Source organism: Spirosoma sp. 48-14, from assembly GCF_001898575.1.
In the GTDB taxonomy this organism is placed as follows: Bacteria; Bacteroidota; Bacteroidia; order Cytophagales; family Spirosomataceae; genus Spirosoma.
Genome location: NZ_MKUD01000063.1, coordinates 226,601 through 247,928 on the forward strand (window position 1 = coordinate 226,601; position 21,328 = coordinate 247,928).

Annotated in this window: 19 protein-coding genes and 1 pseudogene; 16 read left to right on the forward strand and 4 right to left on the reverse strand. The window is 50.4% G+C overall.

The window, feature by feature from the left end; genetic code table 11:
- The first annotated feature begins 3 nt into the window (after positions 1–3).
- The 6 genes from BGO59_RS28020 to BGO59_RS28045 all read left to right on the forward strand — a co-directional run bounded on the left by BGO59_RS28020 (position 4) and on the right by BGO59_RS28045 (position 7,735).
- On the forward strand, positions 4–810 hold the full coding sequence (locus BGO59_RS28020) for a DUF2837 family protein (RefSeq protein ID WP_293689298.1): 807 nt from the start codon (positions 4–6) through the stop codon (positions 808–810).
- Positions 811–878: 68 nt separating this feature from the next.
- Complete coding sequence (locus BGO59_RS28025) at positions 879–3,068, forward strand: TonB-dependent receptor (protein ID WP_293689300.1); 2,190 nt, start codon at positions 879–881, stop codon at positions 3,066–3,068.
- Positions 3,069–3,314: 246 nt separating this feature from the next.
- Positions 3,315–3,701, forward strand: a complete 387-nt coding sequence (locus tag BGO59_RS28030; protein ID WP_293689302.1) for a hypothetical protein — start codon at positions 3,315–3,317, stop codon at positions 3,699–3,701.
- A 334-nt stretch (positions 3,702–4,035) separates the two neighbouring features.
- A complete protein-coding gene (locus BGO59_RS28035) occupies positions 4,036–4,692 on the forward strand; it encodes a DNA starvation/stationary phase protection protein (protein ID WP_293689304.1) in 657 nt (218 codons plus the stop codon).
- Between the two features lie 97 nt (positions 4,693–4,789).
- Entirely contained in the window at positions 4,790–7,087 is a 2,298-nt protein-coding gene (gene katG / locus BGO59_RS28040) for a catalase/peroxidase HPI (RefSeq protein ID WP_293689306.1), read from the forward strand.
- Between the two features lie 162 nt (positions 7,088–7,249).
- Positions 7,250–7,735 (forward strand): hypothetical protein, encoded by a 486-nt coding sequence (locus BGO59_RS28045; protein WP_293689308.1) that lies wholly within the window; start codon positions 7,250–7,252, stop codon positions 7,733–7,735.
- A gap of 132 nt (positions 7,736–7,867) precedes the next feature.
- Here BGO59_RS28045 and BGO59_RS28050 read toward each other — a convergent pair whose 3' ends face one another.
- The gene (locus BGO59_RS28050; protein WP_293689310.1) at positions 7,868–9,190 is read right to left on the reverse strand and encodes an ATP-binding protein; all 1,323 of its coding nucleotides are present in this window, start codon (positions 9,188–9,190) and stop codon (positions 7,868–7,870) included.
- A 226-nt stretch (positions 9,191–9,416) separates the two neighbouring features.
- Positions 9,417–10,139, reverse strand: coding sequence for an SDR family oxidoreductase (locus tag BGO59_RS28055; RefSeq protein WP_293689312.1), 723 nt, complete (start codon positions 10,137–10,139; stop codon positions 9,417–9,419).
- 97 nt (positions 10,140–10,236) lie between these two features.
- Between BGO59_RS28055 and BGO59_RS28060 the strand changes: the two genes are divergently transcribed.
- From BGO59_RS28060 to BGO59_RS28070, 3 genes are all read left to right on the forward strand, one after another.
- Positions 10,237–11,163 (forward strand): tryptophan 2,3-dioxygenase family protein, encoded by a 927-nt coding sequence (locus tag BGO59_RS28060; RefSeq protein WP_293689314.1) that lies wholly within the window; start codon positions 10,237–10,239, stop codon positions 11,161–11,163.
- A 133-nt stretch (positions 11,164–11,296) separates the two neighbouring features.
- Positions 11,297–11,665: a hypothetical protein gene (locus BGO59_RS28065; protein WP_293689316.1), complete on the forward strand. Its 369-nt coding sequence runs from the start codon at positions 11,297–11,299 to the stop codon at positions 11,663–11,665.
- A gap of 196 nt (positions 11,666–11,861) precedes the next feature.
- On the forward strand, positions 11,862–14,336 hold the full coding sequence (locus tag BGO59_RS28070; protein ID WP_293689318.1) for a TonB-dependent receptor: 2,475 nt from the start codon (positions 11,862–11,864) through the stop codon (positions 14,334–14,336).
- A 95-nt stretch (positions 14,337–14,431) separates the two neighbouring features.
- Here BGO59_RS28070 and BGO59_RS28075 read toward each other — a convergent pair whose 3' ends face one another.
- Entirely contained in the window at positions 14,432–14,971 is a 540-nt protein-coding gene (locus BGO59_RS28075; protein WP_293689320.1) for a YdeI/OmpD-associated family protein, read from the reverse strand.
- 56 nt (positions 14,972–15,027) lie between these two features.
- Positions 15,028–16,104 carry a WYL domain-containing protein gene (locus BGO59_RS28080; protein WP_293689322.1) on the reverse strand — a complete coding sequence of 359 codons (1,077 nt, stop codon included), beginning with the start codon at positions 16,102–16,104 and terminating at the stop codon, positions 15,028–15,030.
- Between the two features lie 178 nt (positions 16,105–16,282).
- Between BGO59_RS28080 and BGO59_RS28085 the strand changes: the two genes are divergently transcribed.
- The 7 genes and pseudogenes from BGO59_RS28085 to BGO59_RS28115 form a co-directional block, all read left to right on the forward strand.
- Complete coding sequence (locus tag BGO59_RS28085) at positions 16,283–16,678, forward strand: hypothetical protein (RefSeq protein WP_293689324.1); 396 nt, start codon at positions 16,283–16,285, stop codon at positions 16,676–16,678.
- A gap of 157 nt (positions 16,679–16,835) precedes the next feature.
- On the forward strand, positions 16,836–18,194 hold the full coding sequence (locus BGO59_RS28090; RefSeq protein WP_293689326.1) for an ADP-ribose polymerase: 1,359 nt from the start codon (positions 16,836–16,838) through the stop codon (positions 18,192–18,194).
- A gap of 1 nt (position 18,195) precedes the next feature.
- Positions 18,196–18,444, forward strand: a complete 249-nt coding sequence (locus tag BGO59_RS28095; protein ID WP_080054715.1) for a hypothetical protein — start codon at positions 18,196–18,198, stop codon at positions 18,442–18,444.
- 118 nt (positions 18,445–18,562) lie between these two features.
- Positions 18,563–19,015, forward strand: coding sequence for a hypothetical protein (locus BGO59_RS28100; RefSeq protein ID WP_080054714.1), 453 nt, complete (start codon positions 18,563–18,565; stop codon positions 19,013–19,015).
- Positions 19,016–19,158: 143 nt separating this feature from the next.
- The gene (locus BGO59_RS28105) at positions 19,159–19,356 is read left to right on the forward strand and encodes a hypothetical protein (protein ID WP_293689329.1); all 198 of its coding nucleotides are present in this window, start codon (positions 19,159–19,161) and stop codon (positions 19,354–19,356) included.
- Positions 19,346–19,750: a PIN domain-containing protein gene (locus tag BGO59_RS28110; RefSeq protein ID WP_293689331.1), complete on the forward strand. Its 405-nt coding sequence runs from the start codon at positions 19,346–19,348 to the stop codon at positions 19,748–19,750. Before BGO59_RS28105 ends, BGO59_RS28110 begins: the two co-directional genes overlap by 11 nt.
- A gap of 166 nt (positions 19,751–19,916) precedes the next feature.
- Positions 19,917–21,328 (forward strand): annotated as a pseudogene (locus tag BGO59_RS28115) (amidase); the annotation flags it as partial.

Consider the following 21,328-nt stretch of genomic DNA (forward strand, 5'->3'; position numbering starts at 1 on the left):
CCCATGAGCTCCCAAATCGCGCTGGTTGCCCTGTTTACCTTTGTGGTGCACCTCGTTGCTACGCTGTCGTTAAGTGTTCGCGTAGTAGGGCTTCAAACATTACGATGGGCGGTGTCGTTCTCACTGTTCAACATTATGGCCCTCTTTTCGCGGCTATCCAATACGTTACAGGCCCCGTTGCTCGCCAAAACGGTGGAATTAAATATTCAGGCAGGCCGCTTCGATCAGGTTGCGGATTTTCGGTGGGTACTGGCTTTTTCAACGTTGGCAACCGTAGCTGGCATTTTGGTATTTCCATCGTTTCAACGGCTGATGACCCGGCTCGTTGAGACCTACTATCACCATCGTTCGTTCAGCAAACTGCTTGTTCGGAGCCTATCCTTATCGACCGTTCGAACGCTACCTCAGCATCTGAAATGGCCCGACTCCGCCAACTGGCAGGCCATTCGGCAGAAACCCAATGTTCCGATACGCATACTTGTGCTGAATGCACTGTCAAACGCCATTATCACCGTAGGCGTTCTGTCGACACTATACGCGGGCTACATCAATCCCGACCTACGGGCAACAGCAGCTTCTATGTCGGGCCTCATCAATGGACTTGCCACGATTATCATGGTACTTTTCGTCGACCCAGATATTGCGCTCCTGGCCGATGAAGTAACGGCTGGCCAGTACAGCACTGGCTATTTCCGCCGGTATATCATTCAGGTTTTACTGGCCCGTTTGGCTGGAACCATACTGGCCCAGTTTCTGCTGATTCCCTTTGCTCACCTGGTCATTTGGCTGGCGCAGCATCTATATGCCTAGCCTGCTTCCTGGTTTCTTCAAATTCTCTTCATAATTGCTTCCGAAACTTGCCGAAAATACAGCCAATCATGAAGAAACTCATCCTATTTTTAGTGGGTGTACTAGCTATACTACCCGCTTTCAGTCAGCGCATTATCCGGGTCGAAGATAGCCTGACGCATGAACCCATTATTGCGGCTACCATTCGAACGCCGTCGACAATCAAACCTGTGGTGGGTACCGTGACTGATGCACGAGGCCTTGCCACAATGCCCACACTCCCGACTAGTGCCACTGCCCTTACGGTCAGCGCCGTTGGCTATGCAACCAAAACATTCCCCATCACCACGGGGGGCGACACGCTGATTTTTCAATTGCACAGCGAAGAAGAAGCCCTCGATGAAGTAACCGTTACATCTACACGCACCAACTCACGTATCGAGGATTTGCCCATTAAGGTGGAAGTGCTGGGGCAGGAAGATATGGATGAAGAGAGTGCCGTAGTACCAGGCAACGTCAGTAGCATTCTGGGCGACATTTCGATCATTCATGTCCAACGCACCTCGGCCGTCAACGGTAATCAGGCCATTCGGATGCAGGGACTTGACCCGAAGTACACCCAGATTCTGCGTGACGGACTTCCCCTTTACGAAGGGTTTTCGGGTAATCTGGGAGTATTACAGATTCCACCGCTCGACCTGAAGCAGATTGAGGTCGTGAAAGGCTCCGTATCAACACTATACGGTGGTGGCGCTATTGGCGGTATGATCAACATCGTATCGAAATCACCAACGTCCGAAACCCCTGAATTTACGGCCCTGCTTAACCGATCCAATCTGAAAGAAACGAACCTGAATGCTTACTATTCGCAACGGTACGGCAAAACCGGCCTCACACTTTTTACGGGTTATACCAACCAGCAGGCCATTGATGTAACCGGCGATGGCTACACCGACAGTCCCGGCATCCGGCAGTTCAACTTCCACCCTAAATTCTTCTGGAATCCTTCTGATCATACCCGATTGAACCTGGGTTATGCCTTAACCACCGAACACCGCGAAGGAGGTTATTTGCCCGCTTTCGATGTGAGCGGCCCGGCGGGTTACAAAAACATCACCGATCTACAACGCCATACCATCGATTTCGACGCCAGCCACAATACTTCCGAAACAAATTCGCTGACCTTTAAGGGCGCGTTGAGTACCTTCCATCGGCAGAATACCGACTATCAGAAACTATCGGACGGGCGGCAATCGTCGGTTTACCTGGAAGCGAATGATCTGGTCCGTTTTGGCAAGAATCAGTTGATCATGGGTGCTAACCTCACCGTCGAAGCCTTCCGCAAGAACCCCGACAGCACCCGGCTGGTCGATTACACCTACAATACCGTTGGCGCCTTTATTCAGGACGATTATCAGGTATCGGAGAAAGTGGCTTTACAGGCAGGGTTGCGCTTCGATCACCACAATACATTTGGCAATTTCGTGCTCCCCCGGCTATCGGTAAAAATCAAACCATCTGATCCGTGGACTGTCCGGTTGAGCGTTGGAACGGGCTACAAAACCCCAAACCTGTTTGTCAATCAAACACCGGGTCAGTTAGGGGTTAGCCTGATTTTTCCAAGATTGTTGCCCATTGATGTGAACACTGTAAAAGCCGAAAAATCAGTAGGGACCAACGTGGATATTGCGTATTCTAAAACCTTTGAGAGTGGCTTTTCAATACAGGTCGATCAGGCATTCTATTATACCTACGTCAACTCGCCGGTGGTATCGGCCTTTGCCAGCGTATCCAGTAACCTGGGGGCCTATACGCAACTGATCAATGCGCCGTACAACCTGTTTAGCCTGGGCACCGACACCTACGTTCGGCTCGAATACAAGGCTTATGAACTCTATTTTGGCTATAATCACACTCTCGCCCGTCGTGACGGCCCAACCGACAATACGTATCTGCCACTGGCCCCACAGGACAAATTTTCGACCACCGTTGCCTGGGAGAATGAACACTTCCGATTCGGGATCGAAAGCAGTTACGTGGGCACACAATACCTTTACAACAACGAGAAGGTACGAAATTACTGGTTCTTCGCCGGTGCTGCCGAATACCACTACAACGACCATTGGCGGCTGGTACTGAATGCCGAAAACCTGTTTAATATCAAACAGGCCAACTACGAAACCGTCGTTACCGGCCCAATCACCCAACCTACATTCCGGCCTGTTTGGGCTCCCCTCGAAGGACGAATTGTCAATGTAGCCTTGAAGTATACATTATAAAACCACACAGGCTTTAAGAAGTTACAAACTAACAGTGCTTAACCAGATACATAAGCACTGTTAGTTCATTATAGACTATAAGGAAGGTGAACTACTACAAAACTCTTTGTGCACCAGCAGAATACCTGGAAAAAACCATTACCCCTATTAGTATATGTAATAAGAATACTTCCAAATTGAAGCGCTGAGCGATTTTCTAAAAACATTCATTCAAACACCTTGTTAGGAGGAAATACTCAGAAAATTATGAAGTCGCTCGTTGCTTTCTTGTTGACCTGCCAGCTGTTGGGAAGCAGTCTGTTCCCCAGCTTTGGCATCGACCAGTCGGACAGGCTGTTCGATCTGGTCCAGCATTATCAGCAACATCGACAGACCGAACCTGACCTGGGCTTTGTCGACTTCATGGTGATGCACTACGGTGCCAATTCGGAGCATCAAAAGCACCCAACCCATAGTCATCATCATTTACCCACAACAGGGCATGGGCTTTCCGTTTTCGTGCTGGCCTCTCTGCGACTGACGCCAGCGACGGTCATTCAGGAATCCCTGAAGGCGAAAGCGGCCTTTCTGTCTAAAGCCGATTTATACTCCTTTATAGTCGCTTTCGCCCTGATGAACCCTCCCCGACAATAATACCCCCTACACCTTGTCGTAGTGTGCTCTGACGATCCATGTGAGGTCTGCTTTACTCCACGATTGTCGACATAAAATCAACGTACTCACTCGCAGGCCACTGGTAGTCCGTCTTTTTTAGTAAATACGGGTTAGCGGTGTCGATCCTGCCTGATTCGTTGATGGGGCCGTTTTTTACCAGCTTACGTCCTTACTACTCGTTTGTCGAATTAGCTTCTGTATGCTTACCTGAGCATCGCCAGGAAGCTTGTACCTTATATGATCCGCTTCTTCAATTGCCCTGATTCGCATTTCCGAATTCTTTTTCAATTATCGTTTCAACAACCAATCTCTAATGATTACTCAACACAAAACACTGAAAATGATTACCCTTGGCGGCCTGTTTGTCCTGTCTCTTATTGCCCAGCCAGTGCTAGCGCAAACCCGCCGGACAGGCAATCCGTCACCAGCCGCGAACTCCAACAATACCCCCGCTAATCAAGGTACATCCTCGGAGCCAGGGAACTACCGGAATGAACGGGCCGATGCCTGGATTCCGCTAGAGGCCGAAAAACGGCAAGCCATCAATACTGACCTACAAGCTACTGTTGTCGAACTCCTTGAGCTTTACCACGACGCCAAACAGTCGCACTGGAACTTGCGAGGGCCCTTGTACTTTCCTTTACATGAAACCTTGCAGGCATATGCAGATCTGTACCTTGATCAGGCAGATTTACTAGCCGAACGACAGTTACAAATTGGTATGTCGGCCGATGGTCGAACCGAAACGATTACGCAAACGGCCAACCTTCCTAAATTCCCAGCAGGCCCCTTATCAGACCGGCAGGTGCTGGAGATTATGACCGAACGAATCTATACCATCGCCAAGCGCGTGCGGGCTCGCATTGACAGTACGGGTAAGAATGGCGATGAAGTTACGTCGAACAAGTTTCAGGACCTGAGCTACCTTTTGGATAAACAGGTCTGGCAGTTCCGCGTACACATGCAATAATGAGCTAGCCGTCTCCACCAACGACTTCTCTTACCCATCACGAAACGCTCTATTTCAGACCACAGCACCCAGGTTTAATTTAATACACAACTTCACGATGAAAAACATGGATAATCCAGACGGGCTTGCGCAATGCCCGTTCAGAGGAACACGAATCGGAGGGGCACTAGGAACAGCTCCACAAATTGACGACTGGTGGCCGAACCGATTACAAGTCGAGTTGCTTCATCAGGAACAACCTGTGGCTAATCCGCTAAGTACGGAGAATTACAAGGAGTTGTTCAACAAGATTGATTTTCAGCAGCTTAAACAGGACATTAAAGACTTGCTGGTAGACTCCAAAGACTGGTGGCCAGCCGATTATGGCAATTATGGCCCCCAGATGATCCGCATGGCCTGGCACTCAGCGGGTACCTACCGGATTGCCGATGGCCGAGGAGGAGCGGGACAGGCCATGCAGCGGTTTGCACCGATCAATTCGTGGTGGGACAATGGCAATACGGACAAATCGCGTCGGCTGCTTTGGCCCATCAAGAAGAAATATGGGGCCTCTATATCCTGGGCTGACCTGATTGTGCTGACGGGCAATTGCGCCCTGGAAATCATGAATTTCCCCACGTTTGGCTTTGGTGGTGGACGACGTGATGCCTGGGAGCCCGACCGCAGTACGTACTGGGGTCCCGAGTTTTGGGGTGGCAAACCCGTTGATCAGGTTCCAGCTTCTACGCACCATAAAGGGCATCCCGACGAAATGGTCAACAATAACTTACGCTGGGTGGGTGGCCCCAAAGACACCTATTTCGACCTGGAAAACCCGTTGGCGGCTACGCATCAGGCATTGATTTACGTGAATCCGGAAGGCCCAGCCGGTAATGGAGATCCGCACGATTCAGCCCGCGAAATTCGCGAATCATTCGCACGAATGGCAATGGGCGATGAGGAAACGGTAGCCCTGATTGCCGGTGGTCACGCATTCGGCAAAAGTCACGGGATGGTACCAGCCGAAAAAATAGGTGCTGCCCCCGAAATAGCGCCTATTCATGCACAGGGGTTTGGCTGGCACAACCCGGTCGGTTCTGGCAACGGTGCGAATACGATGACGAACGGCATTGAGGGCTCCTGGACCCAGAACCCCACCCGCTGGGACAATTCGTACCTGGAAAACCTGTTCAGCTTTGACTGGAAAAAGATTCAAAGTCCGGCCGGTGCCATCCAATGGACACCTATTGATCCAGACGCCCCCAAAACGCCGGATGCGCATGTGCCCGGTCAGATGAATGCTCTCATGATGATGACATCGGACATCGCACTCAAAGAAGACCCGGAGTACCGAAAGGTATGCGAGAAGTTTCTCAGTGACTTCGACTATTTCACCGACGCATTCGCAAGGGCCTGGTACAAACTGACACACCGGGATATGGGACCCAAAGAACGGTATCTGGGACCCGAAGTACCTGCAGACGATATGATCTGGCAGGACCCGCGCCCATCCAGAGACTACGACCTGATCGATGATAATGACATTGTTGCGTTGAAACAGCATATACTGGACAGTGGCCTTACTGTATCGGCACTGGTTTCGGCCGCCTGGTCGGCGGCTTCGGTGTATCGCCATTCCGATAAGCGGGGTGGTGCCAACGGTGCCCGTATCAGTCTGGAACCCCAGAATACCTGGGACCTAAACCGGCCTGACGAATTGAATAAGGTTATCCAAACACTGCGGGCTATCCAGAGTGAATTTACGAATCGGCAATCTGGAAATAAACGTGTGTCGCTGGCCGATCTGGTTGTGCTGGGAGGATGCGTGGCCGTCGAAAAAGCAGCTCGCGATGCAGGGGTTACGGTTACGGTCCCCTTCACGGCTGGGCGTGTAGACACAACCTTGGAACTAACCGACGTGGAGAGTTTTAATTGGCTCAAGCCAGTGTCGGATGGGTTTAAAAATTACCACAACGCCAGCGTAGGATACCGGGTACCGCCCGAACGTATTTTTCTCGACCGGGCCCAACTTCTGACCTTAACCGCTCCTGAATGGACCGTATTGGTCGGTGGCCTACGCGTTTTGGATCAAAATTATGACTATTCGAAGCATGGTGTGTTTACGGAACGTCCGGGGCAGTTAACCAATGACTTCTTTCAGGTTCTGACCAGCATGGATTATGAGTGGGTACCTCAGGATCAGCGGGAGATGTTATTCAACGTGAAGGAGCGAGCAAGTGGCGCTATCAAATACACAGCCACCCGCTGCGATCTCATTTTTGGCTCCAACGCCCAGCTACGAAATATTGCGGAAGTGTATGCTGCAGATGATGCCCAGCCGCGCTTTGTCAACGATTTCGTAGCAGCCTGGAATAAAGTGATGATGCTTGATCGGTACGACGTCAAGGACGAATAACATTGTTTCGGGAGAATATGTACATGCCCAGCATCGTTCAGGATGATGCTGGGCATGTGTATTTAGGTTCCCAGGAACCTCATCGGCAAACACGCGTATTCTGGTGTACATATGATTTACTAACTTGACATACGCCACGTCTCTTTCAATGGTCATGAAAAAATGAATCAATTCACCGAGCTCATTCGTCAGATTAGTTGCTTCACCCTGTTGATGCTTCTTTTTCAAACCTGTAATGAAGACCGTACTAAAGAATTTGGTTTAGCCGGAGGCACAAAAGGGCGCTGGGAATGGGTGAGCACCACTACCCCTACTCACACCTATACTCCCCAATCAGTAGGCTATACAAAACAACTTCAACTATCATCAGATCTACAAGGAGCTTATATAGCCTATTATAGGAACGACACGTTACAGTATCGATTCGAAGAATCGTCTAAAGACACGCTTCATACATTTGTCGATATTACTCGCAACACCGTTACGATAAAGTATAAAGGAGCGGGATTTATCAAGTATAGTAGCATAAATCTTCAGGGAGCAGTCTTTTCGATGACCGTAAGTGAACCGCTAAACCCTTACTCAATACTAGCCGATACGATTCATAGCGTCTACAAAAGCACCAATAAAGACTTGTATCCCTATTGACGCTATACGGTATAAGAATAATGTATAAACAGTCTTTTACCAGAGATTCTAAGGAGAGTGTAAAAAAAGCGGAAAGGCGTTGACTCCTTTCCGCATTCCAATCAATATTACTGTAACAATGGGAACGTCAACTCATACACCGGGAGGTTGAGGGCGAGACGGGAATCCTTCATGGCCATCTTCCGTAACAGCCGCATCCTGAACCGGCAAATAGATAAGAAAGGTCGTTCCCTGACCTGGCTGACTTCTGGCCGTTAGAACGCCCCCATGATTGATAACCACCTTCTTACAAATAGCGAGGCCAACGCCCGTACCCGCATACTGGCTCCTGACGTGCAGCCGCTGGAAGACTTCGAAAATGCGATCCAGATACTTTTCTTCAAAGCCAATGCCATTATCAGCGACTTCAATGCAGTGATACGTTGGTGTTCGCCGGGCAGGTTTGATAGTGGGGGGTAGTTGACTTGAAGCAAGTGTCTGACAGCTAATACGGATCTGGGGGGCAAAATCGGGACGATGAAATTTCAGGGCATTACTCAACAGGTTCTGAAACAACTGCTCCAATTGCACCGCATCGCCCAGTATGGTTGGCAATGGATCAATCTGTATCTGAGCGCCTAATTCATCAATCACGAGCTCCAGCACATCCAATACCCTGTCGACGAGAGCGTTCAGAGATACAACTCCCCCTTTGTCCTGCTGTGTCGAAATACGGGAAAAGGTCAGGAGGTCGCGAATCAAAGTCGACATACGACTGGCCCCTGTGCGCATTCGTTCCAGATACCCTAATTCTTCGCTACTCGCCAGGCCAGTCAGCCGCGTCTGCAACAAATCGCCAAATTGCTGAATCTTACGCAGCGGTTCCTGCAAATCGTGGCTGGCTACATAGGCAAACGTTTGCAGGTTTGCATTAGAGCGGCTCAATAAGTCATTCGCTTCTTCCAGCTCTTCATTGATGGCTGCATATTCCTCATTGATAGCTGCGTATTCCTCATTACTGGCTATCAATTTCTGGTTGGCAGTGATCAACTCTTCGGCTAATTGGCGGTAATTTTCCTGACTTTCCTTGAGTTGTTCTCGAGCCCTTACCTGCTCGGTAACATCCGTTGCCACCACCACAATATCAATATTTCCAGCGTCGTCATGAATGGGTGCGTACACAAAATTGACGTAAGAAGTCGGTTGGCCCACGCGTGTATACGGAGCCTCTACCCCTTTAATGGGCTGGTTGGTACGACGCACCTCCGCCAGTAACTCTTCGAGGCCCAAACCGGCAATGTTAGGAAAAGCCTCAAACACAGGCCGACCAATGACGGATGGATGATCTGCTGGAAGCTGCCATATTTCATACATAGCCGCATTGACCAACTTAATACGATAGTCTGGCCCTCCCAACAACGCAGTGGCCACGGGTGCCTGTTCAAAAATGCGGGTTAACCAACGTTCAGGAGTCATTCAATGGCAATGGTTAAGCAAATGCAGGTTGGATTTTGGTTGACAAATGGCAGCCAAATAACCCGAAAAATATCTATGGGCAACGTATTGACGTTTTCGATCATCTACTAAAACGTGCGTTTAGGAATATAGTTTATCCAGGCGCTAAAAACAACCGTATTCTACTTTCAAGCCTTAGTAGATACCACAATCGAGCCATACATAAGGTTTATTTGGCATTCACGACTTAATACTCCTGCGACAACGGGTGAATCATAAATTCATCCACAACCACATGCGCCGGACGGCTGACGATGAAGAGCATCGACTCGGCCATGTCTTCGTTTTTGAGCCAGCTTTGAGAGGTTTCGTGACCATGACCTTTAGCGTGAAAATTTGAATCGACCAGTCCTGAATAGACACCCGTCACTTTAATACCAAACGACCGGACTTCTTTCCGCAACGCGCCCGTGAACGCTTCCTGTGCATACTTACTGGCGGTGTAAAGCGATCCACCCGCAAACGTCCGCTTGGCTACGTCCGAGGCTACTACAACGATATGGCCTGAACCTTGTGCTTTCAGATGAGGCAAAGCAGCTTTGGTTAGCAGAAAGGTTCCTTTTACGTTGGTCGCCATTAGCTCGTCCCATTCGGTGGCGGTGAGTTCATCGACATTTTTGAAAACACCATAGCCTGCGTTATTAATCACCACGTCGATATGCTGAAACTGGTCGATGGCCGTTTGTACGACAGCCGCCATATCGTCTTCGTTCGACACATCGCCGGGAACGGCTACAATTTTGCCCCGTACATGACCCTCGGTAGCCTGTTTTTCAAGTTCGGCCAGTTCGTTGGCGTTTCGGGCCGTTACAACCACGTTGGCACCGTGTTGAGCCAGTAATAGCGCCGTGGCCCGGCCAATGCCCCGCGACGCTCCGGAAATAATGATGGTTTTGTTTTCTACGTTCATAGTGGTTTACCAAACGCAGTGTGCGTAAAGGCGAACGCAAAGTTCGCAAAGAAGTGATTGCTTACGACCTTTATGGCCAATTCATCAACCGACGCTCATGACCGAATCACTCAGCCACCAACTCGCCCAGCTCGAACAGAAGTTCGCGGCCATGGGGCAGGATATGACCTCCTACCTCGAAGGACTGCTACAAGCCGACTACCTGACCTACTGGGATTATATTCATCTCGAAACGCTGCTGTCGTTACAGAATCCCAAAACGGCTTATCCCGATGAGTTGATTTTTGTCACCTATCATCAGATCACGGAATTATACTTCAAGCTCGTCCGGCACGAAATTGCCCAGATTGCCCATGCCGAGCCCTTAACAACCGCCTTCTTCACGGCCCGAATGCAGCGTGTCAATCGGTATTTCAAGCTGCTCGAAGAGTCGTTTGAGGTGATGATTATGGGCATGGAGCGCGAACAGTTCCTGAAATTTCGGATGGCACTCCTTCCGTCCAGTGGCTTTCAGTCAGTGCAGTTTCGCGAAATTGAAATCGTTTCAACTGACTTTCGGAATTTATTGGTATCAGCTCCCGAAGACCCGGCTTACGTGAGCGACCTGTATGAGTATCTGTATTGGAAACTCGGTGCCACCGAACTGGCTACGCAGCAAAAAACGCTGACACTCCGGCAGTTTGACCAGCACTATAAAGCCAGCCTGATCCGACTGGCCGAAGACTACGAAGCCAAAAACCTGAACCATCGATTTCTCCACTTGGCGTCGTCCGGACAGGCTTCGGACGAGTTGATCAATGTTCTACGGGAGTACGACTGGCGGGTAAATATTCGCTGGAAGCTGGCGCATCTGCGGTCAGCAGTACAGTACCTGCACAAAGAGCCGGAAGACATCAAAGCAACGGGCGGCACCAACTGGCAAACCTACCTGCCCCCTGTTCAACAGCAACGCGTATTCTTCCCGTCATTATGGTCAGCAGAGGAGTTACATAAGTGGGGCCGCTCGGCAGAGTTGCCTGTCTAAAGTAGCTGGAAGTAGCAGTTTTCAAGGTTTAAAGTCCATTTAATCAACATAAACCAGTTTTTTTAGACTCGTCTAAACCTTATTGACAAAGCACGTGTATATTTGTTCTGGACACACTGATTACCAGTAGTTAATGCTCAATCGGCTCCATACGCATCGCTTACACGTCGCCCGTATTCTGCTTGGCCTGTTTCTGGCCATGTGGTTTAATGGCGTTGTGTTTCGCCACGCGCACCGACTGAACGATGGTCGGCTGATTGTTCACGCTCACCCCTACTGGCCATTTGGCAAAGGGCCGATACTGCCTAACACGCATACGGCTCAGGAGATTTTACTGCTCGATCTGGCGGCCAACCTGCCTATAGTCATCAGCAGTTTCTTTGCCTTTCTGTTTCTTCTGCGAACGCGTCTGCACTCGACTTTTCTGTTTACCAGCCGACCGTTCCACGTCTATTTCCTTTTCTATTGCTTCTCGCATCGAGGCCCTCCCGTTGTTCGGTAACTTCCTGATCCATAGCCGCTACTGATATCAAAATCAGTACATCGCTATGCAGTTTACTGGCCTATTTGCTCCCCGGCTTTGGGAGGAAATTCGGACGTTAACCGATGGTATCGGCTCGATACGTCAGTTTTTCTGATTCCTCTGTCGTGTGTTCGTGAGCAGGGCTGGATTACTCAACCAAACGACATCCTCCTGAATGAAAGCATGTTTCCTATTGCTCCTGCTCGGATTTACCGAGGGGTTACTTTACGCGCAACCCACGCCCACCCGACAGATTCGCGGCTCTGTCACCGATGCCGATAATCATAAACCAATTCCGTTCGGCACTATCACGCTAATCGGACAAAACAAAGGAGCCATTACCGATGCTCGTGGCCAGTTTTCGCTATCCATAAAAGCGGATACCCTGGCGCACGACCTCGTTATCTCATGCGTGGGCTACAAGTCGGACACTATCACGGTTACACCCGGAACCGATATGTACACAGCCACACTATTATCCGTTGTCAACTCACTGAACGAAGTGGTGGTAACGGGGGTAACGCGTGGCACATTGCTCCGGCAAAATCCGGTGGCAATTCTGGCTATTTCGCACCGGGCTATCGAAGGAACGGCCAGCAGCAATATCATTGATGTACTGGTTAAAAATGCCCCCGGTCTGAATGCCGTCAAAACGGGGCCTAATATCTCCAAGCCGTTCATCAGGGGGTTAGGCTACAACCGGGTGCTGACACTCTACGATGGCGTTCGGCAGGAAGGCCAGCAATGGGGGGATGAACACGGTATTGAAGTCGACAATTACAACATTGAACGGGCCGAAGTGATCAAAGGGCCAGCCAGCCTCATGTACGGTTCCGATGCGCTGGCCGGGGTGGTCAGTATGATGCCAGTGTATCCGAAAGATACGGAGGGTAAGCTTAAGGTCGGCTTTGTTACCGAATATCAATCCAACAATCGGCTCCTGGGCGAATCGATCAGTCTGGCATCGGGTGGATCGCGCTGGGCCTGGAACTTCCGGGGGTCTATCCGGGCTGCCACCAATTACCAGAATAAAATCGACGGGCGAGTGTACAATACGGGCTTTTCGGAACGTACCCTGACAACCATGGTAGGCTACACAGGGCATCAGGGCTATTCCCGCTTTGGAGCCTCGCTATACGACAATCTACAGGGCATACCCGATGGTAGCCGCGATTCGCTGACTCGTCAGTTTACCAAACAGATTTTTGAACCCGATCAGGATGATATTCAGCGTCGCCCTATTGTTCCGGCCAGCGAGTTGACTTCGTACCACCTCAGTCCATTGCATCAGCATATCCAGCATTATCGGTTGCACACCAACAACCACTATCAGGTTGGGAATGGCGAGATCGATGCACTGCTGGCTTTTCAACAGAATGTTCGACGCGAATACAGCCACCCTACCCAGGTTGATCAGCCCAGTTTATACGTACGGCTCAACACCATCAATTACGGTCTGCGGTACAATCTGCCCAATATGGGCCAGCTAGCAACTACGCTGGGGGTGAATGGCATGTATCAGGCCAACAAAAACAAGAATGGAACGGCCTTCCCGATACCGGATTACCACCTGTTTGACTTTGGTACGTTTGTTTTCCTGAAATGGCAGGCGGATAAATTAACCCTAAGCGGGGGGCTACGCTACGATAACCGACGCTTAACGGGCGACGATTTTTACGTTCGTAATAACCCACGAACCGGGTTCGATGAGCACGTGTCTCTTCCCGATACAACTGGGGCCACGTTGCAATACCCTCAGTTGAAACAGTCGTTTACGGGGATTTCGGCAAGCCTGGGGCTAACCTATGAGTTTTCGGATAAAGTCGCGCTGAAAGCAAACATTGCCCGTGGGTACCGTGCGCCCAGCATTACTGAAATTGCCTCGAACGGGCTAGACCCCGGTGCGCACATCGTGTACATCGGCAACCGGAACTTCCAGCCGGAGTTTAGTATTCAGGAAGACATTGGCCTGACCGCTACGTACCCGGATGTCAACTTCGGCGTCAGCGTTTTTAACAATTTCATTCTGAACTACATCTCGCTGGCGCAACTGGTGGATGACAAAGGCGAGCCCGTTGTGATTGTACCAGGCAACAAAACGTTTCAGTACCAGCAATCGTCGGCCCAGCTTTACGGCTTCGAAACCCAGTTTAGCCTCCATCCCACTACCTGGAAGGGCTTTACCTTCGATAATACCATTGCTGTCGTTTACGGCTATAACCGGGGTTCGCGCTATACGGATGCGGGTGTACAGGGCGAGTACCTGCCGTTTATCCCTCCCCTGCGCATTTCGACGGGTTTCAGTCAGCAATTGCCCATCAAACGGGGATGGTTATCCGATGTTACGGTTAAAGCGGATGTTGATTATAACGCCCGTCAGGATCGATACCTGGGCCTGAACGACACCGAAACGCCAACCGACGGCTACACGCTGGTGAATCTCGGTCTGGACAGCCAGATTCACATTGGGCGCGACCGACCAGCTTTGCGCTTTTTGTTTCAGATCAACAACCTGTTCGATACGGCTTACCAGTCGAACCTGAGCCGATTGAAGTATTTCGAGTATTTCACCCAATCGCCCAACGGCCGTCTGGGCATGTATGGCATGGGCCGGAACATCTGCCTGAAGCTGACGATTCCGTTTAATTAGAAACTGGGATTACGCTGATTTATAGGTAATCTGATTTTGTCAAAGTGCTTAGTTGAAGCGAATCCTGTAAAACAAAATCTGTTTTAATCCATGAATCAGTGTAATCCCGGTTTAAAATACCGGATCATTTCACCGTAATTCATTTTCATGGCGAGTCCGGTGATGGCCTGGGTGAGTCGTTTGGTTCGGGTTTCGATGGTTTTAGCGTCTTCAATCCAGTTTGAGAAATAGGTCTGATGACTCCGGCTGAGTGTTTGAAAATGCGCTTTCGCGACGGGATCATCTTCCAGACAGTCGAGTAAGTCAGCGGAGATCGGTATGGGGTCGGTGTCCACTTCGAGGGTTACGCATATAGATTGCCCTTCGTCTTCTTTCCCCATTCCCCGGCGCATGGATGCATTGATGGGCATCATAAAACCACCCTCCAGCCCATCCAGACGCGCAGCACTTTTCCCCATGGGTAACAACGCAATTTGTTTGATCGGGTAGCTGTCCAGCGTTCCTTTCACCCGAAAGCTGTTTTTTTGACCGGGCTTCAATTCATCAGAAACGGCGATGGGAATTTCGATATATGTCCAGCGGGTCTTATCGCCTTTCTCGCCAAATTTTTGCAGGATAGTGGTAAAGGTGGGCATAAATGATCTGAGGCTAAATAGAACGCTGATGATTATGACTAGTTAGGATCTGTGTTCTATTTTTTATAATTCGCTAGCGTGGCTTCCAGCGATGTTTTCATTTCCTGAACCAAACTTTCCGGTTGCAGAACGGTCAGGTGTTCGCCATAGCTGCGCAGGTGCATAAGCAAATCACGGTTGGGTGCCAGCCGTAACCGAACAACGCATTCGGTTTCTGTATCGCTTAGCACTTCCTGCGTCTGATGGATCGGTTTGGCTTTCACGTATCGTCCGAACAACGGACTGAACGACAGCACGATCTCTTCCACCGGACCGTGACTATCCGTAATGCCATAGATATGTTCGAACAGTTCGCTCACACTGGCTAACACAGCTGGGGGAACATCGCAGGGATCGTCCAGCAGTTCGAGTTCGCTCATGCGGTCGAGGGCAAAGGTTTTTTCGCGTCCGCTGGCAGCATCGTAGCCAATCACATACCAGCTATCGGCCACTTCGCGCAGCAGGATTGGGTGCAGAATCCGCAGCTTAGGGCGTTCGGGCACTACAAGACTGGTTTCTTTACGAGCGTTTGGTCTCGCCTTTCGCTGTGCCTGACTGGTCATCGACACCGCTTCTTCATGCTTGAGATACCGAAAAGCCACCTGCCGATTCTGGTTAACGGCCCGGATCAACACAGGTACATACTGCCGATTCCCACCCAGAATTTTCTCTTCGACATACACCACCCGGCGTGTAGGCGCATCCGTTTTCACCTCACGAATAATGTCCAGACTCTGCCGAACTCGTTGCAGCGCATTGTCCAGTTCATCGGCTACGGAGGCTCCCTGTGTAGCAGCCAGCACTTCGCGCGCCTGTTCCAGTGCATCCATATCATCGGGCGTAAGCATCAGGCTCAGCAACCGGAACTGCGGATCGGTATAGTAATACCCGTTCAGCCGTTTATCGTAGGCAATGGGCGCGTCGTGATCTTCGCGCATCCGCTGGATGTCTTTTTCGAGCGACGAAATAGACCGGATTCCGCATTTATCCTGACAAAGCTCAAAGAGCTTCTGTTTCGAATACCGCCGAGGATAGCGGCTAATAATCTCGTCGATGAGTCGGTACCGCTGGAAAGCCGAGCGTGTGATGGGCATACGAGTAAAGGGCTAAGAGCAGGGAGCCAGGGGCTGGGAGAGGAGAACACACTACTTTTACCTCCTGGCTCCCTGCGCTCAGCAAAGCAATAAAAATATTTTCGAACAAAAAAGCAGACCGTAAATAGATTACGTTTTTAGGGGTATATTTTTGAATCGGACATTTACTTAGACAATCATGACTCATACCTCACGTCCGCGCACAGAAACCCCGGCTTACACAGCCCGCCCGTCGCTCTCGACCCGGCAATTAGTTGATCTCGAACTCGGCCTGTTTTTATTGCAGCAGGTAAATCCGACAGCGCCCCCAACTGCCCTGCCCGATCTACTCCAACCCGACGACGAACTCCGTTCTACCCTCACACCCCGGCAGCAAAAATACCTCAATCGAGGTCGACTGCTTCTCGCGCACTTTACCAACTACATCCACTGGCAAACCCTGCTTCAGGCCTACGCAGCCTCCCCAGGGCATCGGTTGGCCTATGATCTAAGCCGCGACTGCAGCCATTTCTCCGAAAAAACCGTTGGCTTTTCCCGCAATCGACTGGGCGTATTGCGCAAGATGCTGGCGTAATCAGTAGGTCATTCCTGGTCATTAGGTAGTCATTCGTTGTCATTTATTGCTGAGGTGCAATTGGTTTCCAACAACGAGGATATGACCATCTAATGCCCAGGAATGACACACAGCAATGGCGAGTAACGACTACTAATGACCACTATCTAACACGATCATGATGCTGAACCAGTTGCTACAACGGGTATGGGGGACTTCTACGTCGAGCCTATCCGGTAAGACCATCCCTTTTCACCCAACCACACCAGTACCATCTGCCGACACAACAACGCCTGATGCCACCGACGCCACCACTCCGGTTACCCGGACCGTGAAGTTGATTATGGTTACGGCCGGAAATAATAACAAATACTACGAAATGTGTGAGAACGATGATGGTACGTTCACTGTGCATTATGGTCGGGTGGGTGGCATACGGACTACGGTTAGTTACCCGATGGCGCATTGGGACAAAAAATTCCGCGAGAAAGTGGCGAAAGGGTATGTAGATCAGACCCATCTCTACGCCCAGAAAAGCCTGGCAACGGATGCCAGCACCATTCCGAACCTGGCCGTCCGAACGCTGATGAGCCGTCTGCTGGACCTGGCGAATCAGTCGATTTCCCAGAACTACGTCGTAACAGCTCAGCAGGTGACGCGCAGACAGGTCGAAGCCGCCCAGCAACTGCTCGACGAACTGGCTAGCCTGTTGAAACCGGGTATGGATACGGAGGTCTATAACGCCAAACTCCTCGACCTGTTCAAGGTGATTCCGCGCCGAATGACTCATGTAGGCCATCATCTGGTCAACGAAAAACCCCAGTCGGCCAGTGAATTACAACTTCTGCATGATCAGCTTGCAGAGGAACAATCGACGCTGGATGTTATGCGCGGTCAGGTTGAGCTATCCCCAGAGCCCAATAGCCCGGAAGATGCACAACCCAATCTGCTTGAGTCGATGAACCTGACCGTTGAACCCATCAGCGATGAGACGATTCTGGCACATATCCGGCGCATGATGGGTGCAGATGCTGCTAAGTTCGATGCCGCCTTCAGCGTACGACATGCCGTGACCGACAAAGCTTTTGAGACTTATGTGCGTCAGCAAACAAACCGCAAAACAGTGGCGCTCTGGCACGGCAGTCGAAGCGAAAACTGGTTGTCGATTCTGAAAACGGGGTTGGTGCTGCGGCCAGCCAACGCCGTCATCACGGGTAAAATGTTTGGTTATGGCATCTACTTCGCCGACCAATTCAGCAAATCGCTCAACTATACTTCGCTTCATGGATCCGTGTGGGCTAACGGGCGGCAACGCGAAGCGTATCTGGCTATTTACGAAGTCCATGTGGGCAATCAGTTGGAAATTACGAAGCACGAATCACAGCACATGTCGTTGGATGCCAACGCCCTGAAACGTATCGACCCGAGTTATGATTCGGTATTTGCCAAACAGGGCATCAGCCTGCAAAAGAACGAATTCATTGTCTACAACCAGGCGCAGTGTACGGTTCGGTACCTCGTCAGAATCAAGTCGTAAGATGAAAACCAAACGCAAAAAACTCGAACCGCTGGCCATTCGATTTGCCGCTACGGCCCTCATTCTGGCCGAAGGCAGCACCACCACGCTCGACGTTAAAAACTTCCTGCGTGAGCGCGGTTACGAAGCCCGTCAGGCCGACATTTCGCAGTGGATGCTGGTCATCGGTTTATGGGAAAACTGGTCTATTCAAAGCAATGGCAAACACCGCATTTACAACTTCCCGACGTATCGACCGTCGTTGCAATAGATAGGGAGCGGGAGAGCGGGAGGAGCGAAAAATTTTTAAAATTTTTCAGAACAACGTAAAAAGATTACGTTCTGAGTGTGTGAAATTTGATTCAAGAACAGTAAACAGCAACAGACCAATGAACACGCTCCTCACTACCGCTTCCGCAACCCGCCCGGCCCTTGCCAGCTTACTACGCTGGCAGGAGCCGCTGGCGACTCGCCTTCGGTTTCGGCATGCCCTGCCAGGAATGGTGGCCAACCGCTTGTTGAACGTTGAATTAGGTTTATACCTGCTGGCCGAACTGGTTCCGATGGCTCCACCTCAGTCGCTATCGGATCTGTTGAATGGTCAGGGGTTTGTGTATCGGCAACGGCCTATCTGGTCGCCCCGGCAACATCGGGCCCTGAATCAGGCCCGTATCCTGCTGGCCCCCTACCTGGACCGCAATGCCTGGCTGAAAGCCTTAGACAAATACGAAAATCTTCCTGCCGACTTACGGATATTCAATCTGAACGGCAATCTCCGCACCGATCTCAGCGGTTACCTTCTCCGCGAACGCGTAGGGTTGTTCTCGAAGGCGCTGGCTTAATAAGTTGAATCGATTACCCAACCAGAATCGAGTGGTGTCTTTGATGCCGCTCGATCTTTGTTTTTTAGGGACAACTTGGACAATTTAGCGCAACAGTAAGAAAATGTTGTAATTTGTATAACTCAAATTTTAGCCGATTTATCATGCGAGTGGTATTGGAAGTAAAAGATTCGGAATGGAAATTTCTGGCCGAATTACTGAAGCGATTTGAATTTGTCCGTATCCAACGAGCTGACCAAGGCGAGAACGCCAATCGGTTAGATACGATGCCTACGTTTAATGCCACCCAACTAAACACGTCAGGGTTCACGTTTAACCGCGAAGAAGCGAATGAACGATAAGTATTTTGTCGATACCAACGTTCTGATTTACTGCTATACGGTTACTGAGATTGACAAGAAAGTTAAAGCTCAACAGGCCGTAACCCCGATCGGGCGTACGATATCGACGCAGGTATTACAAGAAGTAGCCAATACGCTACGCCGTAAATTTCAGAAGGAATGGTCAGAAATTAATGCTGTATTAGACGAAATAATAGGACAGTTTGTCGTCCATCAAAACTCCAAAACAACCATTAGTGAAGCGGTTAAAATTGCCAGCCGTTATGGCTACTCATTTTATGATTCGCTTATTATAGCTGCTGCTATAGAGTCAGGTTGCTCTATTCTGTACTCAGAAGATATGCAGACCAATCAGGTCATTGCAGAATCATTAACCATTCGCAGCCCTTTCTAATCCAAATTTCCACTGTTTCCGGTATATAGCCGTGTCGGTTAGTAGTAACCGACACCGGGCGGTTTCTCAAAACCGAATGGTTCGTATTATCCGATTTTCAGCATCGAAGTGATAAAATACGTTAACTTGTAGGCTTGTGTCAGCCCTCACTTTTTACGCCTGGTATATGAATCGTCGGAGCTTTATCAAAGCCAGTTCAGTAGTTTCAGTTTCAACCACACTTGCCGCCTGCTCGTCTTCGGAAACGGCAAAAACAGATGACAAATCAACCCCATTCACCGATGATTTTGCCCTCAACGAGCTGACGATTCACGATCTGCAACAGAAAATGCAGTCGGGCGAGTATACTTCTGAGTCTCTTACCCAGCTTTATCTGGATCGCATCGACGCCATCGACAAAAAAGGCCCACGACTGAATGCCGTTATTGAAACAAATCCCGATGCCCTGACAATAGCCAAAGCCATGGACAGGGAGCGAAAAGCCGGAAAACTGCACGGCCCCATGCATGGCATTCCGGTACTTGTGAAAGATAACATTGATACAGGCGATCAGATGATGACAACCGCAGGTTCGTTAGCGCTGGAAGGCCACAAAGCTGCCCAGGATGCGTTTGTCGTTGCTCAACTGCGCAAAGCGGGAGCCGTTATTCTGGGTAAAACCAACCTGAGCGAATGGGCCAACTTCCGGTCGAGCCGTTCGTGTAGTGGCTGGAGCAGCCGGGGTGGGCAAACCCGCAATCCGTATGTGCTGGACCGGAATCCAAGCGGTTCGAGCTCAGGGTCTGGCTCGGCAGCTTCGGCCAATCTGTGTGCGGTGGCCGTTGGTACCGAAACCGATGGTTCGATTATTGCCCCTTCGTCCCATTGCGGTCTGGTCGGACTCAAACCAACTGTAGGGCTGGTCAGTCGCAGCGGCATTATCCCTATTTCACATACGCAGGACACCGCTGGGCCAATGACCCGCACCGTAACCGATGCCGCTATTTTATTAGGTGCCTTGGTCGGTGTCGATCCAGCCGATGCCGTAACCCTTGAGAGCCGGGGTAAGAGCGCAACCGATTACACCCAATTTCTGAAAACCGACGCGTTGACAGGCAAACGGATTGGCATCGAAAAATCGTTTCTGACCGGACATGAAGGTGTCGTGAATCTGTACAAAGAAGCTATTGAGACGCTCAAAAAGCAGGGCGCTACGGTTGTCGAAATTGAAGTAATGAAAGAGCTTCGGGAGATGGGCGGGGCCGAATTTACCGTACTGCAATACGAGTTTAAAGACGGCTTAAACCGCTACCTGTCGAAAGCCAATGCTCGGGTTAAATCACTGGCCGACGTCATTGCGTTTAACAAGCAGAACGAAGCCAAAGCGATGCCGTTCTTTAAGCAGGAAACCCTCGAAAGCAGTGAAGCCAAAGGTGACCTGACCAGCAACGAATACACCGAAGCCCTGACCAAAACCCGCAGCTGGCGCCAGCGCATCGACAAGTTGATGGCGACGCATAAACTAGACGCCATTGGCGGTACCAGCATCGGCTTTGCGGGCTGCATCGACCTCATCAACGGCGACTACGACACTGGTTT

What these genes read in the sequence shown, in the direction of transcription:
- BGO59_RS28055 (WP_293689312.1), bottom strand. Translation starts at nt 10,139, where the DNA reads ATGAACGTAGAAAACAAAACCATCATTATTTCCGGAGCGTCGCGGGGC.
- BGO59_RS28045 (WP_293689308.1), top strand. Translation starts at nt 7,250, where the DNA reads ATGAATCAATTCACCGAGCTCATTCGTCAGATTAGTTGCTTCACCCTG.
- katG (WP_293689306.1), top strand. Translation starts at nt 4,790, where the DNA reads ATGAAAAACATGGATAATCCAGACGGGCTTGCGCAATGCCCGTTCAGA.
- BGO59_RS28080 (WP_293689322.1), bottom strand. Translation starts at nt 16,104, where the DNA reads ATGCCCATCACACGCTCGGCTTTCCAGCGGTACCGACTCATCGACGAG.
- BGO59_RS28105 (WP_293689329.1), top strand. Translation starts at nt 19,159, where the DNA reads ATGCGAGTGGTATTGGAAGTAAAAGATTCGGAATGGAAATTTCTGGCC.
- BGO59_RS28050 (WP_293689310.1), bottom strand. Translation starts at nt 9,190, where the DNA reads ATGACTCCTGAACGTTGGTTAACCCGCATTTTTGAACAGGCACCCGTG.
- BGO59_RS28070 (WP_293689318.1), top strand. Translation starts at nt 11,862, where the DNA reads ATGAAAGCATGTTTCCTATTGCTCCTGCTCGGATTTACCGAGGGGTTA.
- BGO59_RS28095 (WP_080054715.1), top strand. Translation starts at nt 18,196, where the DNA reads ATGAAAACCAAACGCAAAAAACTCGAACCGCTGGCCATTCGATTTGCC.
- BGO59_RS28060 (WP_293689314.1), top strand. Translation starts at nt 10,237, where the DNA reads ATGACCGAATCACTCAGCCACCAACTCGCCCAGCTCGAACAGAAGTTC.
- BGO59_RS28090 (WP_293689326.1), top strand. Translation starts at nt 16,836, where the DNA reads ATGATGCTGAACCAGTTGCTACAACGGGTATGGGGGACTTCTACGTCG.
- BGO59_RS28075 (WP_293689320.1), bottom strand. Translation starts at nt 14,971, where the DNA reads ATGCCCACCTTTACCACTATCCTGCAAAAATTTGGCGAGAAAGGCGAT.
- BGO59_RS28020 (WP_293689298.1), top strand. Translation starts at nt 4, where the DNA reads ATGAGCTCCCAAATCGCGCTGGTTGCCCTGTTTACCTTTGTGGTGCAC.
- BGO59_RS28065 (WP_293689316.1), top strand. Translation starts at nt 11,297, where the DNA reads ATGCTCAATCGGCTCCATACGCATCGCTTACACGTCGCCCGTATTCTG.
- BGO59_RS28035 (WP_293689304.1), top strand. Translation starts at nt 4,036, where the DNA reads ATGATTACTCAACACAAAACACTGAAAATGATTACCCTTGGCGGCCTG.
- BGO59_RS28085 (WP_293689324.1), top strand. Translation starts at nt 16,283, where the DNA reads ATGACTCATACCTCACGTCCGCGCACAGAAACCCCGGCTTACACAGCC.
- BGO59_RS28100 (WP_080054714.1), top strand. Translation starts at nt 18,563, where the DNA reads ATGAACACGCTCCTCACTACCGCTTCCGCAACCCGCCCGGCCCTTGCC.
- BGO59_RS28025 (WP_293689300.1), top strand. Translation starts at nt 879, where the DNA reads ATGAAGAAACTCATCCTATTTTTAGTGGGTGTACTAGCTATACTACCC.
- BGO59_RS28110 (WP_293689331.1), top strand. Translation starts at nt 19,346, where the DNA reads ATGAACGATAAGTATTTTGTCGATACCAACGTTCTGATTTACTGCTAT.
- BGO59_RS28030 (WP_293689302.1), top strand. Translation starts at nt 3,315, where the DNA reads ATGAAGTCGCTCGTTGCTTTCTTGTTGACCTGCCAGCTGTTGGGAAGC.